Here is a 12,576-nt window from a genome sequence, read left to right on the forward strand (position 1 = left end):
CCACCTCCAAGATCACCGTCGCCCGCAACAGCGCTCTTCCCGTTCCCATGTGCGCTCCCGATGATGCGAATGCCTGTGGTCTTGGCGCTCCCCGGTAACCCAAAAGATCCGTGGGAAGCCAACGGCATCTTTTTGCATCTTCCGGAAAATAAAGATTGTGTCCCTCTCAATGTTCGGCTAGCCTGAGGTTAGTCGTCGAACGGAGACGGATCTATGACACTGGACGTATCACTTGATGTGCTTTCTTATCTCGAGCCATTGCTCTGCGCGTTAGTGCTGGCAATGCTCATCCGGAGCAAGACGGCCACGAAGTACATCTATCTGGCGTTATTGCTCAGCGTGAAGATCACATCCTCGGCAATCAGTCTGCCTCTGCTCTACCTTGGGGCACACAACGGTATTGAACGCCACGTTGCATATCAGACTTACTTCTATGTGTACTGGACGAGCTACGCTCTAGAAGCGGTTCTTTCGCTGCTCGTCATTTACAGCATCTTTAGGCTGGCTATGGCCCCCCTTAAGGGTCTGCAGACCCTGGGCATGCTTGTATTCCGCTGGGTAGCAGCCATCTCCATCGCGGTCGCGATTGGAGTGGCTCTAACTCCTCATCTCACCGGAGCCAAGTTCATGGTCGCCATGGTCACCCAGCTTCAGCAGACCTCCAGCATCCTTACACTCTGCCTGCTGCTCTTCGTTTGCTTCGCCATCCGCCCGATGGGTCTCTCCTACAGAAGCCGTATCTTCGGCGTGAGCTTCGGCCTAGGATTTCTCGCGGCGGCAAACCTTGTGCAGGCAGCGTGGTTGGCCCACTACGCGGATATGTTCTCGACCTTCAGCATCATCAACGGCCTCGCCATCTGCCTGACCCTGTCCATCTGGTCAGCCTACTTCACCTTCCCGGAACCGAAGCGCCGCATCATCGTGCTCCCCACCACCTCGCCCTTCCTTCGCTGGAACCAGATCTCGATGGCGCTCGGCGACGAGCCGGGCTATGTCGCCATCGGCGGCATCCCGCCCGAGCTCTTTGCTCCGGCCGAGCTCGAGGTCATGAAGCGCGCCTCTGCCAAGATGACCCCGGAGCTCGAAACGCCCGCACCGGCCACGATGCGTTCCATCTCTGCCTAGCGATTCGGCGCTCGATTAGGCCAATCGAATCCAGACAAGCGAATCGAATCCAGACACCAGAAGGGCCGCCCACAGGGCGGCCCTTCTGCTTGCTTGGATTGCGGTGTGCGAAGCGTTACTCGCCGAACTCCGACCGCTTCCAGTTGATGAGGTCGCCCAGCGTAGTGCCGCTCGACGAAGAGGAAGAGGAGCTCTTGTGATCGCGATCCTTGTAGCTCTCCACCTCGGCGCGGCTGGCCTCTTCGCCTACAGCGCGGATGCTCAGGCCGACCTTCTTCTCGTCCTGATTCATCTTCACGATGCGGAACTCGTGCTCATCGCCAACCTCGAGCTTCACCGGCGTGTTGCTCTCGTCCACCGCCTCGGAGACGTGGCACAGGCCCTCGACTCCCTCAGCGATCTCGACGAAGGCTCCGAACTGCGCCGTGCGCAGGACCTTGCCCTTGATCACATCGCCCACGCGGTGCTGCGCGAAGAACGTGTCCCAGACATCCGGCTGCAGCTGCTTGACGCCTAGTGACAGGCGGCGGTTCTCCGGCTCGACGCCGAGAACGACAGCCTTCACCTTCTCGCCCTTCTTCAGGACCTCCGAAGGATGCTTGATGCGCTTCGTCCAGCTCAGATTCGACACGTGCACCAGGCCGTCGATGCCGTCCTCGATCTCGATGAAGGCGCCGAAGTCCGTCAGGTTGCGAACGCGACCCTCGATGACAGCGCCCGTCGGGTACTTGTCCTCGAGCTGCTCCCACGGATTCTCCTGCAGCTGCTTCATGCCCAGCGAGATGCGGCGGTCGTTCGGGTTGACACTCAGGATGATCGTGTCGACCTCGTCGCCCGGCTTCACCAGCTTCGACGGGTGCTTCATCCGCTTCGACCAGGTCATCTCGGAGACGTGGACCAGGCCTTCGATTCCCTGCTCCAGCTCGACGAACGCGCCGTAATCGGTGACCGAGAGCACCCGGCCGCGGACCTGCGCACCGATCGGGTAGCGCTCCGTCGCGTCCAGCCACGGATCAGGCGTCAGCTGCTTGAAGCCGAGCGAGACGCGCTGCTTGTCCTTGTCGAACTTCAGCACCTTCACCTGGATCTCGTCGCCGACGTTGACCAGGTCGCGGGGGTGCGTCAGCCGGCCCCAGCTCATGTCCGTGATGTGCAGCAAGCCGTCCAGGCCGCCCAGGTCGACGAACGCGCCGTAGTCGGTCAGGTTCTTCACCGTTCCGGTCAGAACGCTTCCCTCTTCGAGCGTGGCGAGCGTTACGGATTTCTTGGCGTTCTGCTCTTCCTCAAGTAGCTCCTTGCGGCTGATGACGACGTTGCCGCGCTTCTTGTTCAGCTTGATGACGCGGACCTCGATCTCGGTTCCGATGTAGCCGTCGAGATTGCGCACCGGGCGAATCTCCACCTGCGAGCCGGGCAGGAACGCCTTGATACCGATATCGACCGTCAGGCCGCCCTTGACGCGGCTCAGCACCATGCCCTTCACCGGAGTCTTCTCGTTGGCAGCGGCCTCGAGCTTGTCCCACACCTTGTGGCGCAGGGCCTTCTCGTAGCTCACCAGGTAGCCGCCCTCCTGCTCCTCGCGCTCGACCACAACCTCCACCTGATCGCCCGCCTGGAACTTCGGCTGCCCATGAATGTCCAGCACCTGCTCCAGCGGAATGAGGCCCTCGGACTTGAGTCCGATATCGACAACAACATGCTTGTCGGTGATCTTGACGACCGTGCCGGTGACGATGACCTCTTCGGCTGTCAGGCTTTGCGCCGCTGCCGCATCGGCCGCTTGTTCGCGGTCGAAGTTGGCGAGTGCCTCGGCAAAGTCGGCTGCGTCGTAGTCGGGCTCTTCGGCGGACTCGGCGGCGACTGCAACCGCGGCGGGCTGCTCGGTCTGCGCGCTGGTCTCGCTCGGTGCCGGCTGGGCGATCTCATGCTGCTGGTTGGAGGTGAATTCAGAAGACGGCTCGGTATGCTCGGCCGTCGCTTCGTGCGCCAGGACTTCCAGTTCGGTGGTCAGGGGTTTGCTCTCGGTTTGTTCGGATTGATGGTTGTCTACCATGTGTATGCGGACTCCAGAACCCAAGTAATTCGTTCCATCACGGGCGACGCCTCTTTTCAGGAACGCTCAGCCATCCCAGGAAGATGGCCAATCTTCAATTCCCAATCGAGCTCGCAGGCAGGGAAGGAATTTACTTCTAGCAGAAGGAGCGGCTGCACTTGGGTCCCACACGCAGAGGCTCGTATTTAACGATAGAACTTCGATCCCGATACGTCAACCGAACCACCCCCGAAGAGAGCGATTTCATCGCTACTTCATCCGGGGCTCCGGGAGTGCGCCTCTAACTGCACAACAGCCTGTTTCGCCGGAACTCCTCTCCCCTGCCGCTATACTCGCCTCAACCGTATGGATCACCTCTGGACCCCCTGGCGCTATGCCTACGTCACGCGAAGCGACCCCCAGGCCCGCACCGGCGTCCCTCCCGAGCTCGCCGCCTGGCCCGCCGCCGAAGACAAGCACTGCATCTTCTGCAACATGATTGCCGCCACCGACTACGCCATCGCCCACGGCATGCCCTCCGATGATGCCGAACGCGCTTCGCACATCGTCCACCGCGGCAAGAACTGCTTTATCTGCCTCAACGCCTACCCTTACGCCACCGGACACGTCCTGATCCTGCCCTACCTCCACACCGACACCCTCGCCGGAGCACCTCCCGAGGCGGCCCACGAGATGATCGATCTGGCTCAGCGCATCGAACTCGCGCTCAAACACATCTACCGGCCCCACGGTATCAACCTCGGCATGAATCTCGGTGAAGCCGCCGGAGCCGGCGTCGCCGGACACATTCATCTCCACGTCCTTCCACGCTGGATGGGAGATACCAATTTCATGACCACCACCGCCGAGACCCGCGTTCTTCCAGAGCCCCTCGACACCACATGGAACAAACTGCGCGAGACGCTTCATATGAGTGCAACGTTGCAGCCGCGCGATACATCAAACCCTCCATAAAAACGGGAAATTCGCAATCGAGAGGGTAACCATGACACTCTTTCCTAAAATGCCTCCCTCTGCCGTCCGGCCTGGGCCGTCGATGTCCCCCAACACCAGTGGTACACGCTTCCCTGAGCCTCGTCCTTATCTCATTCCGTCTGCCATCAGACGATCTGGTCTTCAGGAAAAACATACACTCCCGCTCTTCCCCCACGAGTCCGAGGATGCTCGCCTCACCGGTGCAACGCGCTCACTCTATCGCAGGCTGCTCGCGTTGAACCTCCCCGTGGTTGTCGCCGAGTCGGTAACTGTCAAAAAAACCACCCAGACCAGCTTCGGTAAGATCGCCTGAGACGGTACTCTTACAAAATCAGAGGCCCTGCCAAATGGCAGGGCCTTCTTTGCTTGAGTCCGCAGACTTCACCCAAATCGCGGCTCCTCGGTTCGAGCGCCGGGCACCGGCTTCGCAGCCTTCTTTCCGGCCGATCTCTTCGGCTGAATCCGCGTCGCCTCAAAGCTCGTGATCCTCCACTCTCCCGACGGTCGCCGCTGATACACCCGCGTGTAACGGTAATTTCCCTTCACCGAAGCGCCTTCGCTAGTTCCCTCCACATACGCCCGCGAGGTCACGATCGCCACCGAGTCCACCAGCTTCACCTTCATGTCGCTCAGGTCCATCCTGCTCAGCACCAGCTTGCGCGACCGTACGCGCTCCAACTGCTGAGCCTTCGTATTCACCTGGCCCGACATCGAGATGCCGATGAAGTCCTCCGCCAGCATCCGGTCCATCGTCGCCACGTCGCCGGCCAGCTGAGCCTTGCGCCACTGCTCCTCGAGCGCCTCAACCTCTTTCTTTACATCATGCTTTTTTTCATGCTTCTGCCCCGCATGCGCCTGCTGTGCGCTCATCAGCGCAACGAAGCACGTCAGCAGAACCACTGCGATCATCATTGAGGAGGAGAGGGCAGAAGAGGTAGAACCACTACGAGATGAAACTCGGCGAACCATAGGCGTACCGGATACTAGACCGCGTCGCCGCCTCGAGTCAAAATAACTTTCGTTGTAGACGCTGCGCCGTCGGATCAATGTTAGACCACGCAGCGCAAATCAAAGGAGAGATCCTCAGCAGACCGCCGTCAGATTCTCCACCTGCCGCTCCAGCATCTTCTGGTACAACCCGCCGATCGCGTACTGCTGGAAGTGCGGCGTGTTGCGGTGGTCGTCCAGCGCAGCCTCATCGGCATACTGCTCGTAGATGACCACTGTCGCCGGCTCGCCCTCCACAAAGTGCGCCGTGTAGTTCACGCACCGGGGTTCCTTGCGCGAGCCCTCTGTCAGCTTCCGCAGTGTCTCCGCAATCTCTTCCCGGTCGCCCGGCTCAAAGCGCATCCGTACCGTAAAGCTCACCATCGCGTCCGCCCCCTATCCCTTCAGTGCCGCGTCGAACTCCGGCAGCGTCATCGTCTGTTCCCGATCAGGCCCCGTCGAAACCATGCCGATCTTCGCACCCGATTCCTTCTCTAGGAACCGCAGATACTCCTGCGCCAGCTTCGGCAGCTTCTCCCACTCCGTGATCCCTTCAGTCGACTCCTTCCAGCCCTTCAGCGTCGTGTACACCGGCTCAATCGACTCGAACCCGAGCATGTCCGCCGGAATCACGTCCGTCAGCTTGCCGTCGATCTTGTAGTGCGTGCACACCGGAATCTCGTCGCACTCATCCATCACGTCCATCTTCGTGACCACCAGCCACTCGGTCGAATTGATCATATTGCTGTAGCGAAGCAGCGGAAGATCAAGCCATCCGCAGCGCCGCGGCCGCCCCGTTACTGCGCCGTACTCCTGCCCGCGCGCGCGCAGCAGGTCGGCAGAGCCGTCATGAACCTCCGTCGGGAACGGCCCTTCGCCGACACGGGTCACATACGCCTTCGTCACGCCAATCACTGTGCCGATCCGCGTCGGCCCCACGCCGGTGCCCGTCACCGCGCCGCCCGCCGTCGCCGACGATGACGTCACAAACGGATACGTCCCATGATCGATGTCCAGCAGCGCTCCCTGCGCTCCCTCGAACATCACGTTGCCGCCCTTGTCCAGCTCCTGGTTCAGCAGCACCGCCGTGTCCGTCACAAACGGAGCCACCTGCTCGGCCAGCTTCGCGTACTCCTCATACATCCCCTTCGGGTCCAGCGGCTCGGTTCCGAATAGCGCATGCGCGATCGTGTTCTTCTCGTCGCAGGCGTTCTTGATGTGCGTCCGCAGCAGCGCCGGATTCAACAGGTCCACCACACGCAACCCGTTGCGATGCACCTTGTCCTCATACGCCGGCCCGATCCCGCGCCGCGTCGTCCCGATCTTCGTGCGTCCCGGGGCCGTCTCCGCGGCCAGCTCGATCATCCGGTGGTACGGCAGAATCACCTGCGCCCGGTTCGAGACAAACAGCTGCCCGCCCACCGGCAGGCCGGCCTCCTTCAGCTTCTTCACCTCGCCCAGAAACGCCGTTGGATCGAACACAACGCCGTTGCCGATCACTCCCTTGCACCCCGGCCGCAGAACGCCGCACGGAATCAGCTGCAGCACAAACTTCCTGCCCTTGATGATGACGGTGTGCCCCGCGTTGTGGCCGCCCGCGTAACGCGCCACCACGGAGAACCTCTCCGACAGCACGTCCACAATCTTGCCCTTACCCTCATCGCCCCACTGGGCACCCAAAATAACCGCAGATTTCGGTTGACTCACGACGAATATGTTCTCCAAAAGGATGGTTGCTGGCCGGATGACGCACGCTCACCGGATGGCTCCGGACGCATAAGCGCCTCAACCATCATATCGCGTTCGCTATCATCACCCTATGCGAATCATCCTCACCGGAGCCACAGGCATGGTCGGGCAGGGCGTTCTCCGCGAGTGTCTTCTCGACGACTCGATCACCGAAGTCCTCTCCGTCGCCCGCAGCCCGCTCCATCAACAGCACCCAAAGCTCCGCGAACTCCTAATCCCCGACCTCGCCAACCTCTCCGGCCACGAGTCCAAACTCACCGGCTTCGATGCCTGCTTCTTCTGCGCCGGAGTCTCCTCCGCCGGAATGTCCGAAGAGAAGTACACCGCACTCACCTACGACCTCACCCTCTCCTTCGCCCACACCCTCGCGTCCCTCAACCACCAGATGACCTTCGTCTACGTCTCCGGGGTAGGAACCGACTCCACCGAGAAGGGCCGCTCCATGTGGGCGCGGGTCAAGGGCCGCACCGAAAACGCCCTGCTCAGCCTGTCCTTCAAAGCCGCTTTCATGTTCCGCCCCGGCTTCATCCAGCCGCTCCACGGCATCCGTTCGAAGACCCGCCTCTACCAGCTTTTCTACGACCTGCTCACTCCCGTAATACCGCTCCTCAAAGGCCGCCTCCCCAAATTCCTCACCACCACCGAGCAGCTCGGCCGCGCCATGATTCACGTCGCAAAGAGCGGCTACCCCAAACCCATCCTCGACCCCGAAGACATCAACCGCCTCTAGCCCTCACTTCACGGCCACCTGCTTCACGCTCATCGGAAACTCGAACGCCCCCATCGCCCCCGAGCCCACGTCGTACACTCCCACCCGAATCATCACGTCCTGCTGCGGAATATCCAGCTCCTGGTAGAACGGCAGCCCCGTCTTCAGCGCATCGGCATACACCTTCGGATCCAGGCTCAGCGTCTGCGTGTTCAGCACCGAGTTCAGCGGCCGCCCCTGCCTGTCATACGCAATCACCATCGACAGCAGCATCCCATGGCGAACCCCGTCCTCCGTCTCAATCAGCTTTGCGTTCCCCAGACCCGCCGCATAGCCAAAGGCATATCGCGTCACCGGCTTCACCACCTTCGCGTTGTCGCCCTTGGGAGCATCGCCAGCCCCGCGCTGCTTCTCCTCAGCCAGCACCTGCACGCGAAACAGCAGCTCCGACGCCGGAGGCGCGCCCGGCTCCATCTCCGCGCGAAACAGGCTCGCCGCGCGGCTGCTCTCCTGCTTGCCCGGCGGCTTCGCCTTCGCCGACGCACTCGCATCCTCCGCCACATATCCATGGCGATACAGCAGGCTGTACCCCGGCTGCCTGAACTTCACCTCGATCTTGTGAAACTTCCCGTCCTGCTTCACTCCGCTCGGGTCGTACGCCAGCGTGTAGTAGTCATCGCCGTTTCTGATCACATCCGCCAGCGCCCCCTTCAGGTCGTTCGTGTTGTAGATCGCCTTCCCTCCCGTGCCCCTCGCGATCTGCTCCATCGTGTCGTGTTCCTTCGTCACCTCATCGAACGCAAGATCCATCGACTGGTCGCGATAGTACCCGTTCCGCGTCTTGCTCCCGCCGCCACTCGAGGCCTGCAGTGCCGGATTCTGAAAGAACCTCCGCGCATCGATCGGATACATCGCAACCCGCGCCGCCGCCAGTCGCTGCGTCGTCGCCCGTATGTCCATCGAGTAGTCCCGCATCATCCGGTACGCATCCGTCTGGTTGAAGTCCGGATCCACGCCGATCGGAAACGAAGCCGAAAACCAGATCACGTTCTTCCGCCCCGGAAACTGCTTCAGATAACGGCCCATCTCGTCCATCGCCGCCAGCGTCTCCTTCACCCGGTAGTCGTCGCTAAATGACGCAGTGTCGGAGACGAACTGACGCATCTGGTTGATGCCGCCCAGAATCGCCTGCCTCTGCTCCGCCGACGCCGAACTCTTTGGATCGCCGATGTTCGATGTCGTCAGCAGCTGATCCTGCCGCTTCTCTTCGTTCTGCTGCGCCTCGGGAGTAATCAGAATTGACGACAGCTCCATCCCCACACTCTTGTCACGCATCGCCTGCAACAGCACCGCCGGGTCCGTCGAAAATCCGCTCACCATCCTCAGGTGCGAGCCCAGCGTAAAGATCGCAATCTTTGTTCCCGCCGGAATCGCCCGCAGATACGAGATCATCTCCCTCCGAACCATCCCCTGGTCCACCAGCGGCGTATTCAGCGAGTCCAGCAGAACCACATTGATCGCATCGCTCGCGGTCGGCACCGGAAAGTTCGAGTACATCCCCTCCGGAAGCTTCGGCAGCGTCCCCACCCGCATCGGTGCTCCACCGTGCGCCTCAAAGAACGTGATCGGCTGCGGCTTGCCGTCCTGCAGTACTGTGAAGTCTTCCTGCTTCAGCCCCGCAACCGCCGTCCCATAGCGATCCCCGACCACCACATCCACAATCACCGTCTGCTTCGTCTGCCGAAGAGTCGTGACCTCGCCACCCTGGTTCTGAGGTTGCTGCGACAACACTACCGGCACAACCGCTGCGAAGCTCAACGCCGCCACAACCCGCCCGATGGCCATAACCGCCTCCACCTGCAAGCCACGTCCTGCCCCGCAAGTGTACTCGCCTCCGGTGTCCCGCATCTGTACGAAATCACCGAGCCCTCGCCTTTCCTGCCCCTCCCGGAACAGCCGTGAAGTATGCTTCCCCAAGACCCCGCCGGACCCTCATTCATGCCCTCAACCCGCCTTCTCTACGGCACCGCCGCCTTCCTCGCCGCCTTCCTCCTCTTCCTCATCGAGCCGCTCGCCGCCAAGCAACTCCTCCCCACCCTCGGAGGCTCCTCCGCCGTCTGGCTCACCTGCCTCGTCTTCTTCCAGACCGCGCTCCTCCTCGGCTACCTCTACGCCCACTGGCTCACCAGCGGCCCGCGCGCCACAGACCTCGCCTTCCAGCGCCGAACCCACACCCTCGTCATCACCCTCGCCCTCATCGCGCTCTCCTTGGGCATCGCCCTCGGCTCCGGCGTACGGACCGCAACTCACCCCATCCTCACCATCTTCCTCACCCTCACCCGCACCATCGGCCTGCCCTTCTTCCTGCTCGCCTCCACCAGCCCTCTGCTTCAGCTCTGGCTCTCGCACCGCGAATCCACCCCCACCGGCGAACCCGCAACCGTCTGGTACCGCCTCTTCGCTCTCTCCAACGCCGGCTCGCTGATCGCCCTCCTCGCCTACCCCACCCTCATCGAACCCCACCTCGCCCTGCGCACACAGCGCATCCTCTGGTCCGCCGGCTTCATCCTCGCCGCCATCCTCCTCCACACCGTCACCGTGCAGCCGCGTCCATCCATCGCCGCCGCCCCTCAAAACGACGAAGCCCCACCCACCCCGAGCCTCCACCGCTGGCTCTGGTTCCTCCTGCCCATGGCCGCCGCCATGCAGCTCTCCTCCGTCACCGCGCACATCACGTCCAACATCGCCGCCATCCCTTTGCTCTGGATCCTCCCGCTCGCCGCCTACCTCCTCACCTTCATCCTCGCCTTCGATCGCCCCGCCCTCTATCCCCGCCCGCTCGTCATCCGCGTCCTCGTCGTTATGCTCGCCGGCCTCGGCTACGCGCTCTCGAAGACCGACTTCTCCCTGCCCATCATCCTCACCATCGCCTTCTTCCTCCTCGAGTGCTTCGTCGCCTGCCTCTTCTGCCACGGTGAGACCTACGCCCTGCGCCCGCAGCGCGCCTCCGAGGCCACCCTCTTCTATCTCCTCATCGCTGCCGGAGGAGCATCCGGAACCTTCCTCATCGCCATCGCCCTCCCCCTCCTCTTCTCCGCCGACTACGACCTCGCCCTCGCCTTCCTCGCCACCGCCGCGCTCGCCATCGCCGCCACATGGCGCGACGGCTGGCCCCAGCGCCTCCTCTGGACCACCGCCACCGTCCTCCTCTTCGTCCTCACCCTCGCTCTCCACCGCACCTTCGCCCGCAACTCCCTCGCCCGTATGCGCAACTTCTACGGCAGCCTCCGCGTCACCCAGACCGACGAGCCCACCCACCACGTCCCTATCCGCACCCTCCTCCACGGAGCCATCCAGCACGGAACCCAGATCTTCTCCCCCGACCTCAGCCGCACCCCCACCACCTACTACGCCACCGACTCCGGCATCGGCCTCGCCCTCCGCTTCTGCTGCAACGAGCGCGACCATGACAATCCAGATCCAGCGCGCCCGCGAAACATCGGCGTCATCGGCCTCGGCGCCGGAACCCTCGCCGCCTACGGCCGCCCCGGAGACCGCCTCCGCTTCTACGAGATCAACCCTCAGGTCGCCCCCATCGCCCGCAACCTCTTCACCTATCTCCGCGACTCCCCCGCCGCCATCACCATTGTCCCCGGCGACGCCCGCACCTCACTCGCCGCCGAACTGGCCGCTGACCGAGCCCCTGACCAGTCCACAGCCCGCTCCGCCGACCGACTTACAAACACCCCACCCCAGCGCTTCGATGTCCTCGTCATCGACGCCTTCTCCGGAGACGCCATCCCCCTGCACCTGCTCACCACCCAGGCGCTCCGGCTCTACCTCCACCGCCTCACCCCCACCGGCATCCTCGCCTTCCACGTCTCCAACCAGTACCTCGACCTCCCCCCGCAGCTCGCCCTCCTCGCCAAGAGCGCCCACCTCGAGGCCCGCAACGTCATCACCGGCTCGCTCGACTCCCGCGGCGAGTTCCGCGCCTCATGGGTCCTGATGACCTCCGACCCCACCTTCTTCACCCAGCCCGAGATCGCCACCCTCGCCGACCGCATCACGCCCCGGCCCAACCTCCGCCTTTGGACCGACGACTACTCCAGCCTCCTCCCCATCCTCCAACCCACAGGCCACTAGATCAGTCTTTGCTCGTCATAGGTCGCAAGACCGCTCTTTGTTCGTCATAGATCGCAAGACCGCTCTTTGTTTCGTCATTCTGAGCCGAAGGCGAAGAACCCCCGCATTTTTGCCCGTAGCGCCACAAACTCGCGCGCGGCGTCATCGCATCGGTGATGCACGCGCGAAGCGCGACCCGCCTTACCGGGCCATCGCCAGCCCATCCGCAAACTTCCCCGCCTCGATCATCCGCTCCACCGTCCACCCGCCGAGATCGATCACCGCCACCTGGTTCGAGAAGTTACACGCCACATACGCCTTCTTCCCATCCGGAGACACCAGCACCTCCGCCGGCCCATCCCCCACATCCAGCGTCTTCGTCACCTTCAGCGTCTTCAGGTCCACCATCGCCACCTTCTTCGAGGTCCGCAGGCACACAATCAGCCACCGTCCATCCGGAGTCGTCGCCGTCCCATACCCCACCCCCGGCAGCTCCACCCACGTCTTCACCTTGTTCGTCGCCGTATCGATCACCGCAAGCTGCGACTTCGTCTGGTCCGCCGTAAACACCATCGACCCGTCGCGCGAGATCGCAATCCGCTGCGTCCCCCCCGAGATCGGAATCACCGCCACCGTCTTCCGCCCCGGAATATCCAGCACCGACACCGTCCCCGGCCCCACATTCGCCGTGTACCCGCGCTTCCCATCCGCCGACAGCACCAGCATGTGCGACTGCTCCTGCCCCGTCGGAACCGTCCCCACCACCTTCAGCACCTTCGGATCGACGACGCTCACCGTCTTGTCCGACCTCCGTCGTCACCAGCAGCATCCCCGTATGCCGGTCCCACACCGC

At 62.7% G+C, this 12,576-nt stretch carries 11 protein-coding genes; 5 read left to right on the forward strand and 6 right to left on the reverse strand.

Going from position 1 to position 12,576, the window contains the following annotated elements; translation table 11 throughout:
• Positions 1–213: 213 nt before the first annotated feature.
• Positions 214–1,125: a hypothetical protein gene (locus Q363_RS32520; RefSeq protein ID WP_035358974.1), complete on the forward strand. Its 912-nt coding sequence runs from the start codon at positions 214–216 to the stop codon at positions 1,123–1,125.
• A gap of 115 nt (positions 1,126–1,240) precedes the next feature.
• On the opposite strand, the gene Q363_RS32525 is transcribed toward Q363_RS32520, so the two are convergent.
• Positions 1,241–3,178 carry a 30S ribosomal protein S1 gene (locus Q363_RS32525; protein ID WP_035358975.1) on the reverse strand — a complete coding sequence of 646 codons (1,938 nt, stop codon included), beginning with the start codon at positions 3,176–3,178 and terminating at the stop codon, positions 1,241–1,243.
• 345 nt (positions 3,179–3,523) lie between these two features.
• Here Q363_RS32525 and Q363_RS32530 point away from each other — a divergent pair, with 345 nt between their 5' ends.
• Both Q363_RS32530 and Q363_RS41760 read left to right on the forward strand, forming a co-directional pair.
• A complete protein-coding gene (locus Q363_RS32530; RefSeq protein ID WP_051979649.1) occupies positions 3,524–4,132 on the forward strand; it encodes an HIT family protein in 609 nt (202 codons plus the stop codon).
• Positions 4,133–4,163: 31 nt separating this feature from the next.
• Complete coding sequence (locus Q363_RS41760) at positions 4,164–4,466, forward strand: hypothetical protein (RefSeq protein ID WP_157468129.1); 303 nt, start codon at positions 4,164–4,166, stop codon at positions 4,464–4,466.
• A 68-nt stretch (positions 4,467–4,534) separates the two neighbouring features.
• On the opposite strand, the gene Q363_RS32535 is transcribed toward Q363_RS41760, so the two are convergent.
• The 3 genes from Q363_RS32535 to Q363_RS32545 form a co-directional block, all read right to left on the reverse strand.
• On the reverse strand, positions 4,535–5,062 hold the full coding sequence (locus Q363_RS32535; protein ID WP_425387827.1) for a nuclear transport factor 2 family protein: 528 nt from the start codon (positions 5,060–5,062) through the stop codon (positions 4,535–4,537).
• Between the two features lie 174 nt (positions 5,063–5,236).
• Positions 5,237–5,524 (reverse strand): putative quinol monooxygenase, encoded by a 288-nt coding sequence (locus Q363_RS32540; protein WP_035358976.1) that lies wholly within the window; start codon positions 5,522–5,524, stop codon positions 5,237–5,239.
• 12 nt (positions 5,525–5,536) lie between these two features.
• The gene (locus Q363_RS32545) at positions 5,537–6,847 is read right to left on the reverse strand and encodes an adenylosuccinate synthase (RefSeq protein WP_035359096.1); all 1,311 of its coding nucleotides are present in this window, start codon (positions 6,845–6,847) and stop codon (positions 5,537–5,539) included.
• A 112-nt stretch (positions 6,848–6,959) separates the two neighbouring features.
• Between Q363_RS32545 and Q363_RS32550 the strand changes: the two genes are divergently transcribed.
• Entirely contained in the window at positions 6,960–7,619 is a 660-nt protein-coding gene (locus tag Q363_RS32550) for an NAD-dependent epimerase/dehydratase family protein (protein WP_035358977.1), read from the forward strand.
• Between the two features lie 3 nt (positions 7,620–7,622).
• On the opposite strand, the gene Q363_RS32555 is transcribed toward Q363_RS32550, so the two are convergent.
• Entirely contained in the window at positions 7,623–9,443 is a 1,821-nt protein-coding gene (locus Q363_RS32555; RefSeq protein WP_169747231.1) for a VWA domain-containing protein, read from the reverse strand.
• A 153-nt stretch (positions 9,444–9,596) separates the two neighbouring features.
• Here Q363_RS32555 and Q363_RS32560 point away from each other — a divergent pair, with 153 nt between their 5' ends.
• Positions 9,597–11,744 (forward strand): spermidine synthase, encoded by a 2,148-nt coding sequence (locus Q363_RS32560; RefSeq protein ID WP_035359097.1) that lies wholly within the window; start codon positions 9,597–9,599, stop codon positions 11,742–11,744.
• Positions 11,745–11,924: 180 nt separating this feature from the next.
• On the opposite strand, the gene Q363_RS45135 is transcribed toward Q363_RS32560, so the two are convergent.
• Positions 11,925–12,518: a YncE family protein gene (locus Q363_RS45135; RefSeq protein WP_245632627.1), complete on the reverse strand. Its 594-nt coding sequence runs from the start codon at positions 12,516–12,518 to the stop codon at positions 11,925–11,927.
• Positions 12,519–12,576: the final 58 nt, after the last annotated feature.

Origin of the sequence: Edaphobacter aggregans DSM 19364 (assembly GCF_000745965.1) — a bacterium.
In the GTDB taxonomy this organism is placed as follows: Bacteria; Acidobacteriota; Terriglobia; order Terriglobales; family Acidobacteriaceae; genus Edaphobacter; species Edaphobacter aggregans.

Coding starts and splice junctions, on each gene's coding strand:
- Q363_RS32520 (WP_035358974.1), top strand. CDS start 214: ATGACACTGGACGTATCACTTGATGTGCTTTCTTATCTCGAGCCATTG.
- Q363_RS32525 (WP_035358975.1), bottom strand. CDS start 3,178: ATGGTAGACAACCATCAATCCGAACAAACCGAGAGCAAACCCCTGACC.
- Q363_RS32555 (WP_169747231.1), bottom strand. CDS start 9,443: ATGGCCATCGGGCGGGTTGTGGCGGCGTTGAGCTTCGCAGCGGTTGTG.
- Q363_RS32530 (WP_051979649.1), top strand. CDS start 3,524: ATGGATCACCTCTGGACCCCCTGGCGCTATGCCTACGTCACGCGAAGC.
- Q363_RS32560 (WP_035359097.1), top strand. CDS start 9,597: ATGCCCTCAACCCGCCTTCTCTACGGCACCGCCGCCTTCCTCGCCGCC.
- Q363_RS32535 (WP_425387827.1), bottom strand. CDS start 5,062: ATGATCGCAGTGGTTCTGCTGACGTGCTTCGTTGCGCTGATGAGCGCA.
- Q363_RS32540 (WP_035358976.1), bottom strand. CDS start 5,524: ATGGTGAGCTTTACGGTACGGATGCGCTTTGAGCCGGGCGACCGGGAA.
- Q363_RS32550 (WP_035358977.1), top strand. CDS start 6,960: ATGCGAATCATCCTCACCGGAGCCACAGGCATGGTCGGGCAGGGCGTT.
- Q363_RS41760 (WP_157468129.1), top strand. CDS start 4,164: ATGACACTCTTTCCTAAAATGCCTCCCTCTGCCGTCCGGCCTGGGCCG.